General features: G+C 54.8%; 12 protein-coding genes. 8 read left to right on the forward strand and 4 right to left on the reverse strand.

Annotated features, from left to right (window positions below):
- Positions 1-135: 135 nt before the first annotated feature.
- Both P3T25_RS18485 and P3T25_RS18490 read right to left on the reverse strand, forming a co-directional pair.
- Complete coding sequence (locus P3T25_RS18485; protein ID WP_266240192.1) at positions 136-1,635, reverse strand: aldehyde dehydrogenase family protein; 1,500 nt, start codon at positions 1,633-1,635, stop codon at positions 136-138.
- The gene (locus P3T25_RS18490; protein ID WP_266240194.1) at positions 1,632-3,239 is read right to left on the reverse strand and encodes a GMC family oxidoreductase; all 1,608 of its coding nucleotides are present in this window, start codon (positions 3,237-3,239) and stop codon (positions 1,632-1,634) included. Before P3T25_RS18490 ends, P3T25_RS18485 begins: the two co-directional genes overlap by 4 nt.
- A 768-nt stretch (positions 3,240-4,007) precedes the next feature.
- On the opposite strand from P3T25_RS18490, the gene P3T25_RS18495 reads away from it, so the two are divergent.
- From P3T25_RS18495 to P3T25_RS18530, 8 genes are all read left to right on the forward strand, one after another.
- Positions 4,008-4,778: a GntR family transcriptional regulator gene (locus P3T25_RS18495; protein WP_429358592.1), complete on the forward strand. Its 771-nt coding sequence runs from the start codon at positions 4,008-4,010 to the stop codon at positions 4,776-4,778.
- A 1,171-nt stretch (positions 4,779-5,949) separates the two neighbouring features.
- On the forward strand, positions 5,950-7,173 hold the full coding sequence (locus P3T25_RS18500) for a M24 family metallopeptidase (RefSeq protein ID WP_266240198.1): 1,224 nt from the start codon (positions 5,950-5,952) through the stop codon (positions 7,171-7,173).
- Positions 7,167-8,765: an N-acyl-D-amino-acid deacylase family protein gene (locus P3T25_RS18505; RefSeq protein WP_429358593.1), complete on the forward strand. Its 1,599-nt coding sequence runs from the start codon at positions 7,167-7,169 to the stop codon at positions 8,763-8,765. The genes P3T25_RS18500 and P3T25_RS18505 overlap by 7 nt, the downstream gene beginning before the upstream one ends.
- A 65-nt stretch (positions 8,766-8,830) precedes the next feature.
- Positions 8,831-9,961 (forward strand): DSD1 family PLP-dependent enzyme, encoded by a 1,131-nt coding sequence (locus tag P3T25_RS18510; RefSeq protein WP_429358594.1) that lies wholly within the window; start codon positions 8,831-8,833, stop codon positions 9,959-9,961.
- A 64-nt stretch (positions 9,962-10,025) separates the two neighbouring features.
- Positions 10,026-10,361: a DUF485 domain-containing protein gene (locus P3T25_RS18515; protein WP_429358595.1), complete on the forward strand. Its 336-nt coding sequence runs from the start codon at positions 10,026-10,028 to the stop codon at positions 10,359-10,361.
- Positions 10,358-11,986 (forward strand): solute symporter family protein, encoded by a 1,629-nt coding sequence (locus P3T25_RS18520; RefSeq protein WP_429358596.1) that lies wholly within the window; start codon positions 10,358-10,360, stop codon positions 11,984-11,986. Before P3T25_RS18515 ends, P3T25_RS18520 begins: the two co-directional genes overlap by 4 nt.
- Positions 11,987-12,055: 69 nt before the next feature.
- Complete coding sequence (locus P3T25_RS18525) at positions 12,056-13,531, forward strand: aldehyde dehydrogenase family protein (protein WP_266240209.1); 1,476 nt, start codon at positions 12,056-12,058, stop codon at positions 13,529-13,531.
- Positions 13,532-13,598: 67 nt separating this feature from the next.
- Entirely contained in the window at positions 13,599-15,326 is a 1,728-nt protein-coding gene (locus P3T25_RS18530) for a GMC family oxidoreductase (protein WP_429358597.1), read from the forward strand.
- A 285-nt stretch (positions 15,327-15,611) separates the two neighbouring features.
- Here the strand turns inward: P3T25_RS18530 and P3T25_RS18535 are convergent, their stop codons facing one another.
- Positions 15,612-16,391 carry a creatininase family protein gene (locus tag P3T25_RS18535; protein ID WP_266240213.1) on the reverse strand — a complete coding sequence of 260 codons (780 nt, stop codon included), beginning with the start codon at positions 16,389-16,391 and terminating at the stop codon, positions 15,612-15,614.
- 30 nt (positions 16,392-16,421) lie between these two features.
- On the reverse strand, positions 16,422-17,510 hold the full coding sequence (locus P3T25_RS18540) for a porin (RefSeq protein ID WP_429358598.1): 1,089 nt from the start codon (positions 17,508-17,510) through the stop codon (positions 16,422-16,424).
- Positions 17,511-17,619: the final 109 nt, after the last annotated feature.

Here is a 17,619-nt window from a genome sequence, read left to right on the forward strand (position 1 = left end):
GTTATTCGGCACGTCCCCAACTCATGAACACCGAAAGCACACGCATCGATCATTACGCGACACGATAGTTTAGACTGCGTTGCTCATGCGGCATGCTTGCGGTATTCACGCGTCTGTGCCCTCCGCGGGGAGAACTCAGCCGCACACAAACTCGACGCCCTTTAGGCGACAGTAGCTCCTGAGACCGTTCATGCCGCCTTCGACACCGAACCCGGACGATCCCCACGGCTCGGTCGAAAGCGCAAATCCAGTTTGTTCGCCGCCTCCAGGCCTGCTGCGAACTGCAAGTTTGCCGGCCCTTAGATCGCGGACTGCCGCGTGTGCGCGAGTCATATCCTTCGTCCAGACGGTCGCAGCCAAGCCGTAGGACGTGTCATTTGCGATTCGAAGAGCTTCGTCGAAAGTCTTGAACGTGAGCACAGAAAGAACCGGTCCAAATATCTCTTCCTTTGCGATCTTCATGGTTGGAGAGACGTCACCAAAGACCATAGGTGCCATGAAACATCCATCAATCTTCCCTTCAGGAGAGAGGAGTCGTGCTCCTTCGTCGTAGGCGGCATCGATGTATGACCTTACGCGTGCCATTTGGCCTAAGGTGGCGATGGCGCCAAAGGTGGTGTCGGGATCGAGGGTGTCACCGGGGACTAGGCGCGCAGAGGCTCGCACGATCGCTTCAACCAGCTCATCGTGGAACGGTTCCTCAACGATCAATCTTGATCGCGCTACACACCACTGTCCCTGATTCCAGAAAGCTTCGTGAATAATCTGGGCGACCATTGCCTCCAGGTCGGGCCGCATGTCGGCGCCGACTACCTGCGGCGATTTGCCTCCAAGTTCGAGCAGGAGTGCCTTCCCATTTGATTCTCCTGAATAACGCAGTAGTTGCCGCCCTGTGCGCGTGGAGCCCGTAAAGCTCAACATGTCTACGTCCATGTGCCGACCTATTGCCTCGCCCACGGTGCGGCCAAGACCCGGCACAACGTTGAATACGCCGGGGGGGAGTCCTGCCTCCACAGCGATCTCGGCAAGCCTCAACGTGGACGTGGATGCGATTTCCGACGGCTTTAGTACGAGTGAATTTCCTGCTGCCAGGATTGGCGCTGCTTTGAGACTCGCCATGATCAGCGGGAAGTTCCAAGGGGTGATAGCGCCGACTACGCCGCGTGGCTCATAGAGGTGATATCCGAGCGTTGACAGGTCAGATGGCACTACGTCGCCATAGAGCTTGTCAACTGCTTCGGCGTAGTACCGGAAGAAACCCGAGGAGAACGCCAGTTCGGCTCTTGCATTGGAGATCGTCTTTCCCATCTCTAGCACATCTAGCAGGGCAAGCTCGTCGCCATGTTGCTCGATTAGATCGGCGATGCGCAGCAGAACCTGCTTCTTCCGAAGCGGCGGAGCGCTGCGCCAGCGGCCATCTTCATATGCGTCCCTGGCGGACGTAACCGCTTCGTCAACGTCGAGCGATGAGCCGATTCCAATCTTGCATATCTCCTCTCCCGTTGCAGGGTTGATTGGAGAGAAAGTCGAGTCGGATCGTGATGATACGAACCTTCCGTTTATGAACGGCTTGTCGGGGATGCAAAGCGTCTGAGCCCTTGCTTGCCAGTCTGCTTTGGTCACAACGGAATTCATTTGTTGGCTCCATCTTCGAGAATCAAGTCCGACGCTTTCTCAGCGATCATGATCGTGGGGGCGTTGGTGTTTGCGCTTGGCAGCATCGGCATGACGGATGCATCAACAACGCGCAACCCGTGAATGCCATGAACACGTAGGCGGGAATCAACCACCGCTAAAGGATCGGCTCCCATCCGACACGTACCGGCCGGGTGATACATCAGGAATGCATCACGCTTGATGAATGAACGCCACTCATCCTCGGTTTGGACCTCGGGGCCGGGTAGCCTCTCGTTAATCCGGTAGGGCGTGAAAGCGTCTGCATTGAACACGCGGCGAAGGATCCGGCAACCTTCTATCAGCAGGCGCATGTCGCGCTCTGAGCCGACCAGTTCGTGTCGGATGCGCGGTGGAGCGTAGGGATCTTTCGACGCGAGTGTGATGCTGCCACGGCTCTCGGGCCGACAAACGTTTACCGCAGCGCAGATGGCCGGCCGGTTGTACAAGGTCAGCCCGCCGTCGTTGAAGTCATAGACGATAGGTGCGTAGGATATCTGCACCTCTGGCCCGTCAGAGTCGGGATCAATTCGCACGAAAGCCGCTGCGTGGCCGATGGAAGCCGTACCTGGCCCTCGGCCACGCAGCACGAAGTTCAAGCCGTGCCAGATCGTCCGTAGTGGGGTCGCCTCCATATTGAGCGTACGGACATTCACATGCTGGCTCATCATGATCCCGGGATGTTCCTGAAGATTTTTTCCAACACCCGGCAGATCATGCATGACTTGAATGTCGTGGTCCCGCAACTCCGCGGCCGGACCGATGCCGGACAGCATCAACAGCTTGGGGCTTGCAATTGCACCGGCACTCACAATGACCTCTTTGCGGGCAAAGGCCGTTCTGGAGTATGCCTGGTGCGTGTATGTGACGCCGGTCGCCCTCGCTGCTTCAACGATGACGCGCTCGCAGTACGCATCCGTGACAATCGTAAGGTTCTTCCGACTGCGGACTGGGCGGATGTAGGCCTGAGAGGTGCTGTGCCGCCAGCCGTCCTTTTGGGTTGCTTGAATACGACCTATGCCTTCCTGTCTTTCCCCGTTGGGGTCCGGGTTGTAGGGCAATCCGATTTCAACGCCGGCCTTTACGAAGACATCGGTGAGAAGATGGGGTGCCCTGCTGTTGGACACGGAAAGCGGCCCGCTCCCTCCTCGAAATTTGTTTTCTCCGTTTTCATTCGTCTCTGCGCGGCGGAAGTAGGGCAACACCGACTCATAGTCCCACCCGTTATTCCCAAGTTCCGCCCAGTGATCGTAGTCCCGCCTGTTCCCCCGTACATACATCATGCCGTTGATCGAGCTGCCACCTCCCAAGACCTTACCGGCAGGCCACATATCGGCCCGGTTGTTTCGAGACGGATCCGGTTCAGCAATGTAGGTCCAGTTATATTTCCGGCTCATGATTGCCTTCATTTCGCCAGCCGGGACACGGACAACCGGTGACGAGTCAGGGCCCCCAGCTTCGAGAAGCAGAACTGAATTTCGTAAATCAGCACTGAGTCTGTTTGCCAAGACGCAACCGGCAGAGCCTCCACCGACGATGATGTAATCCCAGTTATTCTCGGTCATGACAATGTCTACTTCCTGGTCAAAGAGATGTGATGCGAACTCATCGGAATTGCCTTGCAATAATTCGGACCACGCCGATCTTGAACGATCGTTGCGACGAATACTTTCTCCTTCCGCTCACAGGTGCCATTAGCGGTTTTCGGAATGCACGCAGTGCCGGTGCTGCTCGACTCAGTTCGACAAGGGGCATAACGTCTACTTGGCTCGGGAGTAGTCTGAGCTGGAACTGCTGACGATTAAGCAAGCCTTGAGAACTTGATCTGTTAATTGGCGCAATCTTAGAGGCTGTTGGCGCTACGCCAAATGAGGTGGCGCCGTTAGTTGCCGGACTGTGCAGTGAGTTGCCGAATCATGACCAAACGTCGATCTCTGTGACCGTATATAGAGATTTGAGCGGGGGGGACTGACGAAGGGGGGCACTGCGTGGTGCAGGTCAGGGGCCGGTTCGGAGCCGGGAATTTTCGCCCTGCCGCATCTCGGCGTTCGAGATAGTCGCCTCACGTCGAGGCAAATGCATCGGGTCAGCATCGCCAGGCCGGCTTGAGGAAATCGACCTCCCGACTTTGGCACGCTGTCCCGTTGTTTTTGAAGGCCAGCACTACCTCTCACTTTAGGGGTATTATGGTTTGTCAGTAATATCCCTAGTGAAGCCGTGCAATTTGCTTTGGTTCCGCCGGCGCGGTAATACCGCGAACTGGCGGGAGCGCATCGAAACGGTGGCGACACGGCTCGAAAGCATTGAAAGTTTCCCCGAAAAGGTTAGTTATTATGGTGCAGGCGAAGGATGCAGGGCGCGCTCCCCAGGAAAGACAGAGCGACCAGGCGTTCGATGTATTCTCACGGGCAATCAAGCAATGTGAACTGGCGCCTGGCGATATCGTCTCTGAGCCACAGTTGGAGCAGGACTATGGCTTCGGGCGTGTCCCTATCCGGCTGGCTATGGACAGGCTGATCCAACTGAAGCTCGTGAAACCGATACACCGGAAAGGTTTCGAGATCGCGCCGATCACCCTGTCCGATGTCAAAAACAGCTTTCAGTTGCGTTTGATGGTCGAGCCCCCTGCGGTCAGGCTCGCCGCTGGGCGAGTGGATATCGCTGCCTTGCGGCGCGCTGCAGACGATGCGGGACGCGAAGTAAAGGCAGGTGACAAGGCTGCGGAGGCACTTGTTATTGAGGCCAACCGGCGTCTTCACATGTTGATCATGAATGCGTGTGGCAACGAGAAGGTCGCTACGTTGGTTGGACAAATTCTGAGCGACATCGACCGAGTCTACTATTTCGGGCTGGTGCGGAACGCCGACGTGAAAATCATGCAAGACGATCACGGTCTTATGATCGATGCACTTGAGTCGGGTGATGGAGTGAAGGCGGAACGCCTTGCACGCAAGCACATTGAGAACGGTTATTCCATTGTTATGGATACGATTATCAATAGTTCGAACCTCAGTCGTACGACTGTCCAGGCTCTCGATGGTTTGTCTGCGCCAGCCGTCAAACGGGCTCGTGTCCCTGCGAAATCGGGCGTTTTGGATATCTAGTTCGTGAGTGGAGTTCCGCTGCAACGCGACTTCTCCAATGTATCTGGCTAGTCTTTAGTGACTGAAGTCCACGCACGAATGGTGTTTTTCGCCTCATATACTATGGACTACTGATCGTAAAATTTATTCGGATCTTCCTGGCGCGTGAGACGGGGGCGCCGATGTTTTTGTCCACTGCCAAGTTGTAGAACTACCTGCGCTTGCGAGAAGACAGCAAAAATCGCAGCGACCTGTCTCGGCGCTGACCGCCTCCAGCCTATCGGCACAGTAGAGCTCAATGGTATCAAAAGTGACATCCCTGCCGATCGAACCTTTCCCCTCGCCGCATGGTTCATCGGCACCGATTGGGAGTCGATAGATATCAACTATTTCTTGGGCGACTCTACCTCCGACGCCGCCGAGCCAGTTTCCCGCAAGCAATCCAACACCCCGTATTCACCGGCATGTTCGCCGTTGCGATGGCGGTGATTTCCTTCGCATGGCGGCCCACGGCAGGCTGATCCATACGTGAGGGTGTCGTACGCCTCTACGTGCTTTGCGCAGGTGCCCCCGCCTGTTGAGTTCCCTCCAGATCGGTGGTGACGGCTCACCCCTGCAAAGTGAACAACTCCAAAAGGCACTTGACAAGACGAATTTGGAGGCTAAAACTAGATTGTAATACCCCTACAAATGCACGAAAGGGGCAGTACAGAGTATTTATAATATCTTTTCAGAGATCTTTTAAGAGTCGGGCGTGACTGATAGCGCGACATGCAAGAGGGGGCGAACAATGGGTAAAGGTGTCTGTCGATGCGGTAACTGCTCGCAACGCGAGGCAGGTACGTGTCCGCCCGGGTATGGGGTGGCTGGAACTGAGTGGGACCAAACGGGGGCGGGCTCCGTAAGCCGGCAAGAGATCACCTCCCACAGTGGAAGTGCTACCGCCGAATGCTGCGGTCCGGTTCAGACCGTCGTCATGCCGGTTATGACATATGCCGATCTGCTTCCGTATCTGGTGCTACCGATGGCGGGCAGCTTCTGAACGAACTACCTCGCTAATGCCCATGAGCCCGGGGCCAACGCGCGTGAGAGCAGTGCATACCGTTCCAACGGCAAAACCGATTCAGATAGAAAGCGTCATCAAGAGTCGGGACTGCCATCGGACTAATACTTGAGCAAATGGAGAAGGCAGATGTTGTCAACATTCGAAACCGACGTTGAAGGGCGCTGGCCCTACACATGGGATGAGCGTGAGAAGGTCCTTGAGCTCGAATTTCCGGTCTATGAGTATCGAACGAGACTGGAAAAGCTTCGTTCGCTCATGGACTCAGCCGGCATCGATATCGCCATCATTTACGGTGGTCCCAACAACGACGCAAACGTGCGGTACCTGACAGGGTGGTCGAGTGCATTTGGTGACAGCTTCGCGATCGTCTCCACAAAGAACGATCCGGTCGTTATCACGAATAGCATTTTTCACGGCGAACCGATGCACTCGAATATCCAGACTTGCTGGGTACCCGATTTCAGACCGCTAAAAGCATTTGGAACCGTTCTCAAACAAAAGAGCATCATCGATTACGTCGTCGATGGTCTGCAGGAGGCAAATCGCGCCGAAGGAAGAATCGGTTATGTCGGCGGACGCCGTATCCCGGCGATGTTCGACAAAGCGTTACGCGAAAAACTTCCAAAAGCTGACCTGGTTGACGTATCGGATCTCCTGTTCTCACTACGCAGAATCAAGTCTCCGCTCGAGATCCAGATCATTCGCAAGCTTGCCGTGGCGACCTCAGCCGGGATGGAGGCGGCGCTTGACATCGCCAAGCCCGGGTTTACGGAGTGCGACCTCTCGGCCGCTGCTCAGAAAGAGATGGCGGCGTATGGATGTGAACTGAACCCGCTGGGTCCGAAATGTGTCGCTGGCGTCCGAAGTGCCATGAAGAATGTGTTCGCGCTTCCGGGCAAGGTTATCAAGGACGGGGACCTCGTTTCGATCGACCTTCATGGTCAAATGTGTGGCTATATCTCGGATCACAATCGCAGTACAGTCGCTGGGAAAGCGACGTCTGAACAGATCAGGCTTCTTGAGGCTTGCGCTGAGGCCGAAGAAGCTGGCATTCGGGCGACTGGTCCTGGTGTAATGCCCGGCGAAATTATCAAGGCGATGTCAGCTGTTGTGAGCAAATGGGGCTTCTCCGAATGGGACTGGTGTACCGGTCACGGCTTTGGACTGACGTTGGTTGAGGACCCGTTGATCATACCCAACAATCCGAAGCCCCTTGAGGCAGGACAGACGTTCTTCATTGAACCTATGATTGTTCCCACGCACATGGGTTGCAGCTGTTTCGAGGATCCGATTCTTGTGACGGAAAACGGAGCCGAGCGTCTTACTACGTCCCGAGTGCGGACATGGTAGATTGCCTCATCTTGGGAGGCACGATCGTCGATGGAACGGGTCGTCCGCCCTACCGATCCGACTTGGCGATAGACGGGGACCGCATCCAAATCCTCCGCGACGCTGCGATGCCTCAGGCGAAGCGAATCGTTCCCGCCGAAGGTCTTGCCGTTGCGCCAGGTTTTATAGACATACATTCCCATAACGACCTGGTGGCGGTCATGGGTGCAAGACTTAACGACAAAGTATCTCAAGGGGTAGCTACGGAGATCTTTGGCAATTGTGGGTTTTCGGCCTTTCCGGTTACAAGCCGGAATGCTCATCTGACGCCGGACCTCACGAGTCTTATCGCCCCCAGGAAGCTTGACGTGGAGCAGGGCGTCGGATGGCCGGATTGGGCCTCATTTCGAGCAGCGGTGCTGGATGCTGGATGCCAAGCCAACGTCGTCGGTCAGGTGGGGCACATGATGCTGCGCTCAGCGGTTATGGGAATGGCCTTGCGCTTGCCTACTGCCGAAGAACTCACTGAGATGGAGGTACTACTCGCGAGGTGCCTGAAACAGGGGGCATCCGGATTGTCATTCGGACTAATGTACCACCCGAGTAGTTACGCGGAAGAAGCTGAGATTAAATCCCTATGCCAAGTTGCAGCGGAACATGATGCCGTAGTCTCAGTTCACCTCCGAGGCTACGATGTTTCGACGCTGATATCGAGCATGGATGAACTGATTTCGATCGCGGAGACTACCGGCGTGAGGTTGCAATTATCGCATCTATCGCCAACTGGAAGAGATGCCCAGGGTCTCGCTGAAATCATGCTTGATGCGATCGACCGGGCAATTTCCCGAGGAATTGATGTTGCATTAGATAGGTATCCATATGAACAGGGTATGTCAAGACTCGGTTTGATCTTTCCGAAGTGGGTCGTCTCTGGTGGTTCCGAGGAAATGCTACGGAGACTGTCAAGCGATACCGAGATAGCGCGGATGACTCCGGAGATTGACAGTTTCGTGCGGCCTATTGGATACGACCAGATTGTTATAAACAGAAACTGTGAACCAGAGCTAATTGGCAAGTCGATTCTGGATATCTCAGAAATAATGGGCATAGTTCCGGCCGCGGCGGCCGCAAGAGTCATGCGCGACTCTGAGGGTCTCGCAGGCATCGTCCTGACGCTGTCGACGATGGCAACTCAGAGGCGGGTGATTAAGCATTGCCTCTGTATGGTTGGGTCGGATGGAATGCCTTCGCTTGACGGTACGCATCCCCGTACGTTCGGGACGTTCCCACGCGTTTTGGGACCTTTCGTTCGAAGCGGAATCCTGTCCATTGAAGAGGCGATCGCCAAGATGACGAGTTTGCCGGCTCGACGATTCGGGCTGCAGGAGCGAGGAGAAATTAAAGATGGCTTCATCGCAGACCTGGTGCTGTTCGATCCTGCGGTCATTGTCGACGAAAGCACGTTTGAAGAACCGTACCGCCTTGCATCGGGCATACACGAGGTCATTGTCGCAGGAAATTCCGTGCATCGAAACGGGGAAAACTTGGATGTCTTACCAGGAACTGTTCTGACCGGACGGGTAAGTCGGGCCACTGGTCATGATATTCATTAACGCATTTCCGGCCCGAGAGTTCACGAGGCCCATCTTTTAAACGTGGTATCGGAGACCCGCTCAAAATGCCTAAGATGCCAAACGATGCCCTTATCGGGAAATTCGGACGCGCCGGGGACCTGTGGGGTCCGGCCTTAGTACTTGAGAAAGATACGTTCTTCCGAAACCTGCATGCAATGGCCGAGCGATGTGCCGCCGCCGGCGTGGCGCTAAGGCCGCACGCAAAGACACATAAATCGGCTCAAGTAGCTCGCGAGCAGATCTCAGCTGGAGCAGTAGGAATATGTTGTGCCACGGCGAACGAAGCAATTACTCTCGGTCGTCTCGGAATTGACAACATTCTGCTGACAACGCCGGTTACGGAACGGCAGAAGATCTCTGCATTGGTGGCGTTGGCAAGTGAAATCACGTTAGGAATCGTAGTTGATCATGCATCTCAACTGGAACTCTGGGAGCGAGCTATCGATGACTCCGGCGCTAACCTGAACGTCCTAATCGACGTCGATATTGGCATGAGGCGAACGGGCGCTCGTGGCGGCGATGTAGTTACTCTTGCAAAGAGAACTCAGCAGTCGCGCGGGATGACGTACGTCGGCATCCAGGCGTACTCAGGCATGGTTCAACACATCGAGGAATTTGACAGTCGAGAAACTGCGTATCGTGCTCAACTAGAGAATCTGAGAGAAATAATCGAGATATTGCGAGTTGAACGGGCTGCGCCGAGAATCGTCTCGGGTGGTGGGACAGGCACTATGGACTTGGACTTGTCGATGGGATTGATGACTGAGGTCCAGTTCGGTTCCTACGTTTTCATGGATGTTGAATACTCAAACGTAAAACTTTTGCAGAAGAACGAGAACCCATTCAGCCCGGCTCTTTTCGTTCGATCTGCTGTTATTAGTGCCAATGCTCGGGAGCATCTGACAATAAACGCCGGATTCAAGAGCCTATCGACGGACGGTCCGTTGCCTCAAATAAGAGATGACTCATCGACGCGATACGAATTTTTTGGCGACGAATACGGCCGCATTAGCGGGCCAAAAATAGAAAATATAAAGCTCGGAGACCATGTCGATATTGTAGTTCCACACTGCGACCCTACGGTGGGTCTGCACGACTACTTTCATCTGATCGATCATGACACACTGGTCGATATTTGGAGAATTGACGCGCGGGGACCACTCCAGATTTATTGATTCGAGACCGTGGTTGGCTTTCGATAGATTGATTTGATATTTTGTTTATTAGGAGTGCAGTGTAATGAGTGATAATTTGAAAATTGCCAGATCATCTGGTGATGCGTTTGTCGTGCTTGAACTGTTGGCCTTAAGACAAGCTTGGATCGCTGGCTCGCTTGGTCTTTCATTTGCTTTGATGATACTCACATTTTTTGCCGCATCGGAGCTCAGTCCAGAACTAATGGTTATCAAAATTTTCGGGAAGATCCCTTTGGGCTGGATACTGGCGGCTGTTATGTTAATGGCAGGTGTGGTCATTACTGGAATTTTCAATCACTATTCTCGAACAGTACTGGATCCCTTGCGAAAGGATGCTATTGAACTGATCTCTCGCGGCCATCATGGGGTGCAGAAATGAACGGGCAAACCTGGTCGCTTGGAATATTCGCCGTGTTGCTCGGCGCCACTTTTTTGCTAACTTATCTTGCCAGCAGACGTACCCACACCGCAGAAGACTTCTGGGCGGCAGGTCGATCAGTCGGTCCAGTGCGTAATGCGCTCGCGATCAGTGGTGATTTTCTTTCTGCCTCTACGTTTCTTGGCGGCACGGGTTTGATATGTTTTTTTGGGTTCGACTGCATAGTATTTTTGATAATTCCGACGATTGCCTTTGTGCCGGTCCTTCTCTTCTATGCAGAGCGTATGCGTAACCTTGGGCACTTTACGCTGACAGACATCTTGACCAGTCGTTTCAACTCGCCATCGATCCGGGTCGTTTTGGCGTTGTCGACCTTGGTGATTACAGGTTTGTATCTCCTGGCTCAGCTCATTGCTGCGGGGTCACTCTTTCAACTCCTTGCTGGCATCAGCTTTCCAGCAGCTGTAGTGCTGACATGCGCGATCGTCGTCACCTATGTAGTACTTGGGGGCATGTTGGCCGCAACTTGGGTTCAGGTGGTAAAGGCGTCGTTGCTCCTTGCCGTGCTCGCTTCGCTCGTATTGCTAGCGCTAGTGCGTATACCTGCCATGGGTGGCATCGATGTCTGGATAGATCAAGTAACGGCTCCTTTGGGACACCTCGATCCAGCAGTACCAGGAAACTTCTTCAAGAACGGCTGGAATTTCGCTTCAATTGGTATGGCTCTAATGTTCGGCTTAATTGGTCTGCCGCACGTGATGATGAGGATATTCACCGTGCCTGACGCGATCTCTGCGAGAAAGTCGACCTCCGTGACGGTAATCGTGCTTGGACTTTCGGTTCTGGGGGTCATCATTGTTGGTTTGTCGGCACGCTCATATCTTGGCCCAGAACTCGCGTCGATTGCAAAAGGGGGGAATCTCAACGTTGTAACGCCGATGCTTGCCAGCGTTCTGGGCGGAGGCAAGGAGACGATAGGCGGACAACTAATGTTGGGGCTAGTTGCTGCGGTAGCCTTCGCGACCATTCTCGCTGTGATGTCGGGCCTCCTGGTAAATGCTTCGAGTGCCGTGGTTTGCGATCTTTGGCCTTCGCACGGGCGAGTTGACAATGCTGCGGAGGGTTCCTCTGGCATCAAGAGAGGACGCTATGTGTCGTTCATGATTGCCGCAATTATGGCTGTAGTAACTATCGCCATCTCAGCAGCCGGCAAGACACCACCGATTCTCGCGCTGTCAACATTGGCAATCGGAGTCGCTGCCAGCGCCAATTTTCCCGCCCTGACCCTGGCGCTCTTCTGGCGACGGTTCACTCCGACAGGCGCAGTGTCCGGAATTCTCGTCGGTCTGGTTGCGTCCGTTGTCGGGGTCGCGTTTGGGCCTTTGCTGTGGCACGGCTCAAATCCTTCGCCCATTTCGTTGATGGACCCGGCTATTTTTGCAGTGCCGTCTGGATTTGTGGCATCGGTGGTTGGGACCCTGCTCTCGAAAAGGCAGGCAGACTTCGAGCGCTTCGAGCAGTTGCGTCTTCGGTCGCTGATCGGCCCTGAAGCTGCAGTGCTGTCAACGGAGACGCGCCGGAAGAGCAAAGAAGAAGAGCGGCCACTTGCTCGATTCGGCATCTGACCGGATAGGGTCGTTTGAATCGTAGTTGTCGTTAAAAAAATTAGTGCTCAAACCTAAACTGGAATGATTATGGATCTTCAATTGCAGAAGAGCTACGGCGCGTTCATTAATAACGAGCTGCAACTGCTCTCGGGTCCGAGCTTTCCGGCGATCAATGCGGCCACTGGCCAGCATCTTGCCGAGATTGCTCGTTGCGGGCAAAAGGAGATTGATGCGGCCGTCTGTGCCGCTGAGGCGGCCTTCCCCGCATGGAAGGCTCTCGGATTCGAAGACAGGGCAAGAATGCTTCACCGGTTTGCTGATCTGATTGAGGCCGACGCGGAGCGACTTGCACAGATCGATGCACGGGATATCGGTCGCCGGCTCTTCGAGACACGCATCGATCAGGTAATCGCCGTACGACACTTCCGTTACTTTGCCTCGGTTATCTTGGCTCACGAGGATTTTGGTCGCCCCATTCAAGGGGGGCATCTCGTAGCAAAGCGCGAGCCACTTGGCGTGTGCGGGCAAATCATTCCGTGGAATGCCCCGGCGATCATGGTCGCGATGAAGCTGGCACCCGCCTTGGCGGCCGGAAATACGGTTGTACTCAAACCAGACGAGAACGCATCGCTGTCAACATTGGAATTGGCTCGCCACATCGCGGCGGTATTCCCGCCCGGTGTCGTGAACATTGTGCCAGGTCTTGGCGCTGAAGCCGGTGCCGCACTAACCGCGCATCCGAAAGTCAGGAAGCTCGCGTTCACAGGCAGCACTGAGACGGGAAGGATTGTTGGCGGAGCGGCTGCTGAGAGGCTCATTCCGGCCACATTGGAATTGGGTGGCAAGAGCCCAAATATCGTTTTTCCGGATATCGAAAGCATTGACGAGGTCGTCGACAACGTTACTTTTGGTTCGATATTTGCGAACGGGCAGGCGTGCTTCGCAGGTACCAGACTTTTCCTACATTCGGATATCTACGACGTTTTTCTTGAAAAACTCGTTGCGTCGTTTGGCCGTGCGAAGGTCGGTGACCCGCTGGCGGAGAGTACGATTGTTAGCTGTCTTGTGACGCCGGAGCAAGGGAAACGTGTACTGAACTATCTGGAAATCGGGCGCGATGAAGGTGCAAGACTCGTCTGTGGCGGACGTCGGGTTACCGTTTCCGGTAACGAGTATGGATATTTCATAGAGCCGACTATTCTTGAGGTGAAGAACGATATGCGCGTAGCCCAGGAGGAAATCTTCGGCCCAGTGCTTTCGGTTATCAAATGGAATAACTACGAATCGATGCTGGCGGAAGCAAATGACAGCCGCTACGGACTCGCTGCGGGCATTTACTCATCAGGGTTGCGCAATGCGCTGAATGCGGCTGATCGGCTGAACGCAGGGTCAATCTGGATTAATCGGTTCTTCAATCTCGTTGAAGGATCACCGTACGGTGGATATAACGACAGCGGGCTGGGGCGCGAGTTTTGCCGGGACACTCTCAACGCATACAGCCAACTCAAATCGATCACCGTACAAACGTCTACTGATGCGGCTTGGTTCGTACCAAAACGGTAGGACGGCGCCCGTCACGATGGCGATATTCGATGTCATTTCTCAATTCTAAAAATTAATATGGTGCAGCATGATTAAAGAAAAAGACGCCTCTTCCGATAAGCCAAATCGTCTGGCCGCGCTAGACATGGCGCTGCTTCTGGGGCGAATTGACAGGCGGACGTTCATTCGACTCTGCGTATCCGCCGGCATGTCAGCTGCAAGCGCCACAGTCATAGCTGCCGAATCGAGCGCAGCATTCTCAAATCAACTGGAGCGGGCCAGGTCGCTGGAGAGTCGCTATGACTACATCGTCTGCGGGGCTGGATCGAGTGGCTGCGTTGTCGCATCCAGGCTCGCTGCGGATCCGAGAGTAAAAGTGTTGCTCCTGGAAGCCGGTGGGAGCGACGAGGCTCCAGGGCTCGTTGATCCTGGAATTTGGTTCAAAAATATTGGTAGTCCTACTGATTGGGATTATAGATCGGAGCCAACGGAAGCGCTGAATCAGCGTTCGGTTGTTGTGCCTATGGGGCGCGCCCTGGGAGGCGGTAGTAGCATCAACGCAATGGTGTGGGCCCGTGGTCACAAGAACGACTTCGAGTTTTGGGCCAAGGAGAGTGGGGATCGTAACTGGGGATATGATCATGTTCTGTCGATCTATAAGAGAATCGAGAACTGGCAAGGTACGCCAGATCCGGCGCGGAGAGGCGCGGGGGGGGCTGTGTGGATCCAGCAATTGAAGGACCCTAGTCCTGTCGCGACGATGGCTCAGAAGGCGGCGGCTCGCATTGGCATTCCTGCATTTGACGACATGAACGGCGAGATGATGGAAGGCGAGGGCGGAAGTGCAATGCCCAACGTGATCATCAAGGAAGGGCGTCGTCACAACATGTTCAGTGCATACCTGAGGCCAATGCTGACACGACCAAATCTGACGGTTTTGAGTGGGGCGTTTGTAAGTAAGGTTCTTCTTCGGGGTGATGATGCCGACGGTGTTGAATTCAAATGGCGCGATCAATTGCACAGAATTCAAGCCGGGAAGGTAGTGCTTTCTATGGGGGCCATCAATACGGCGAAGGTTCTGATGCTATCTGGTATTGGTGATCAGAACGCCCTGAAGAAATTTGAAATCAGCTCGCATCACCATTTGCCCGGCGTTGGTGAAAACTACCAGGATCATCCGATCGTGGAGGGTTGCATTTGGGAATATAAGACGCCGCTCGCGCCACGCAACAACGCAGCCGAGTGGACATTCTTCTGGAAGAGCCGGCGAGAACTGGCTGAGCCGGATCTTCAGCCGTTTCTCCTTGAAATCCCTGTCGCCGGTGAAAGAATGCACAAACTCTACAGGATGCCGGAGAATGGTTTCGTGATTGCTCCAGGACTCGTCAGACCGAAGAGCCGAGGCACCGTGCAACTCCGTTCGTCAGATCCAAATGCATCGCCTCTGGTTCAACCGAACTTTTTGCAGCATCCGGACGACGTTGAGGCGTTGACACGCGGCGTGGAGCTATGCCGTGAAATAGGAAACTCGGCGGAGATGCGAGATCTCGTTAAACGAGAGGTTTCTCCGGGAGCAGTCAGCAAAGCTAAAGTTGCCACGCTTCTTCGTAATGCGGCAGAATCTTACGGCCATTCAACGGGTACCTGCCGAATGGGAACAGACAAAATGTCGGTGGTCGATTCCAACCTTGCGGTACATGGGTTGAAGAGCCTGTACGTTGCGGACGGGTCGATCATGCCGCGTGTCACGACGGGAAATACGATGGCGCCTTGCGTGATTATCGGTGAACGTATGGCTGAAATTTTGACGAGTTGACGGTTCGTCTGTCAGCGCAATCCTCTGCTTCCGGAAAATGGGTCACCGTCTCTGGCGAGGATCCCATGCTCGTCTCTCCGTTCGCAGGCTGGATTACACGACCCGTGGGTTTGTCCCGACACACGGTGCACAGGCGGCTGCCGGAAAACTGACGGCGCCGGGCCGAGCCATCCGACGCGCGCCAGTCCCAATCTGATTGACAACTTGGTTGCGCAGCTTAGAGACTTGCTTGGGGCGGTCGGTGAATGACCGTATAGGTCACTACTCGCGCTAACGCCCAGATAGTCATCGCGTTACCGGTTCAGAATTGCCCCACCAGGTATCGTCACTGAGTCGTTCCGCCAACGCCCTTGCGGCGGCGTCGAGTAGCGCTTGGCCTTTTTCTGGGCTCGCAAGAGACGGGCTGCCTACCACGCCAGAAGGTGATATTTCGACCATGGTGCGGCTCCGGTGTGCTCCCCTTACCTCGCCAAATCCGCCAACGGGAGCATGGACCGTTAGCGCCGCTTCAACGTCTACGAACTCCGGGTGCAACGCCATGATCATTGATGTTTCCGCCTCGCAGGCATGCAGAAGATTTCGCTGTCCCTCAAGAATATTGCCGAACTCCGAGGCTGATACGTTCCAATACGTTGCGGTCATCAGAGGTACACCCAGTTCTTTCGTTAGCTGGTCGACGATGATCGACAAGGCAGCGATGTTCCCGCCGTGCCCGTTGAGCAGCAAGATGCGCCGAAAACCCTGCACCTGAAGGGATTTAACGAGGCATCGCAATACGCTCCGGAAAGTGTCGAAATCGAGTGTCAGCGTGCCTGGGAACACCATGTGATGTTCGGCCATGGAAACCCACAACACTGGTGTCACCAGGACGCGAGCATTGCCGGTAGTGATGCTCGCGGCGCGTGCAGCAACTTCAGCAACTAGTCGCGAGTCGACCATGACGGGTAGATGTGGTCCGTGCTGTTCCGTCGAACCAATCGGTACAATCGCGATGTCGCTTGCCGTCTTCCCTTCCAGAAACTCCGGTGCGCGCAGCGTATCCCAGTGGTGGCGGTCAATGCTCATATCTCTCATCCTCTTATCGTGAACCAATACTTAAAATCGATGAGTCATACCAACGCGGACAGCTAACTGTGATGCGCTGGAGGAAGGCGTCTGGAACAGCAGGGCCGCGTGCTGCCCTTCGCTTCCCACACGTTGATACGCCGTCGACAGATAAACGTCCGTGCGTTTGCTGAGAAAGTAATCCACCGTGGCTGATCCGACATTCCATCGTCCGTTGAGTCCGACTGAGCGTGCATAGTTTGCCGAGACGATAAGTGCGGGAGATACATAGTAGAAGAGGGAGAAATTGCCGGTCTGCAGCATCTCCGTCACCGATAGCGCCCGCAGATAAGTCCGGCTATAGGCGGCCGAGGCGAGCCACGGTCCGATCCTGTACGAGACACTGGCCGCATATGTCGAAAGATTGTCGAGATTGATGCCCGTTGCCAGCGTTGGCGCGAGCTCTTCGCCGAAGGCCCTTGTAAGGCCAATGGAGGCGGGATTGATATTGACGCCGTTCAGATCCGTCATCGCGGCGATCACAGTCAGCGGCCCACCGAGATAGTCGATCAGGAAACTTAGGCCGCGGCCGGTGTTGGACGCGGGCGCGGTCGATGAACCGAAGCTATATAGTGCCCCCAAATGAATTCCTGCCCATCTGGGACTTTCGTAGGACACGGTATTGCTGAGGAACTCACCTGCAATGCGATCGTAGTCTCCTGGATGATAGGCGTAGATCGGCCCGACGATGACCGGCAATAACCGGATCATGAAGTCCGGTTGGCGCCCGAATGTGACTGTGCCGTAGTTGACGTTTTGCAATCCAACTGTCGCGATGCGGTTGAATTCCTGCCCACTTGTGGCGAAGGCTCCATTGGCTAGGTTAATGCCGCCTTCGAGACGAAAGACGGCGTTCGTGCCGCTGCCGAGATCCTCCTTGCCAGTGAGTCCCCAGCGGCTTGGATTGGCCACCCCGCTGGTTTCCCGCAATGCGGAACTGCCTGCGATATTGCTGAAGTACGTCATGCCCATATCAAGGACGCCGTAAAGCGTCACTGATGACTGCGCAATCGCCGGAGCGGATCCGGCAAGAAGTGAGGCGAACAACATCGCTCCAAACGGAGCTTTTTTAGATGACATGGACACGTTCTCGCAGGAAGAGATAAGCGTTTGGCTTCGGGACTATCGGCACAGTCTCGTTTGACGAGCGAATCGTACGCATGGGTGAAGATTTACAAAAATGATGTCG

The sequence above is a fragment of the Paraburkholderia sp. GAS32 genome (genome assembly GCF_050434225.1).
Taxonomy (GTDB): Bacteria; Pseudomonadota; Gammaproteobacteria; order Burkholderiales; family Burkholderiaceae; genus Paraburkholderia; species Paraburkholderia madseniana.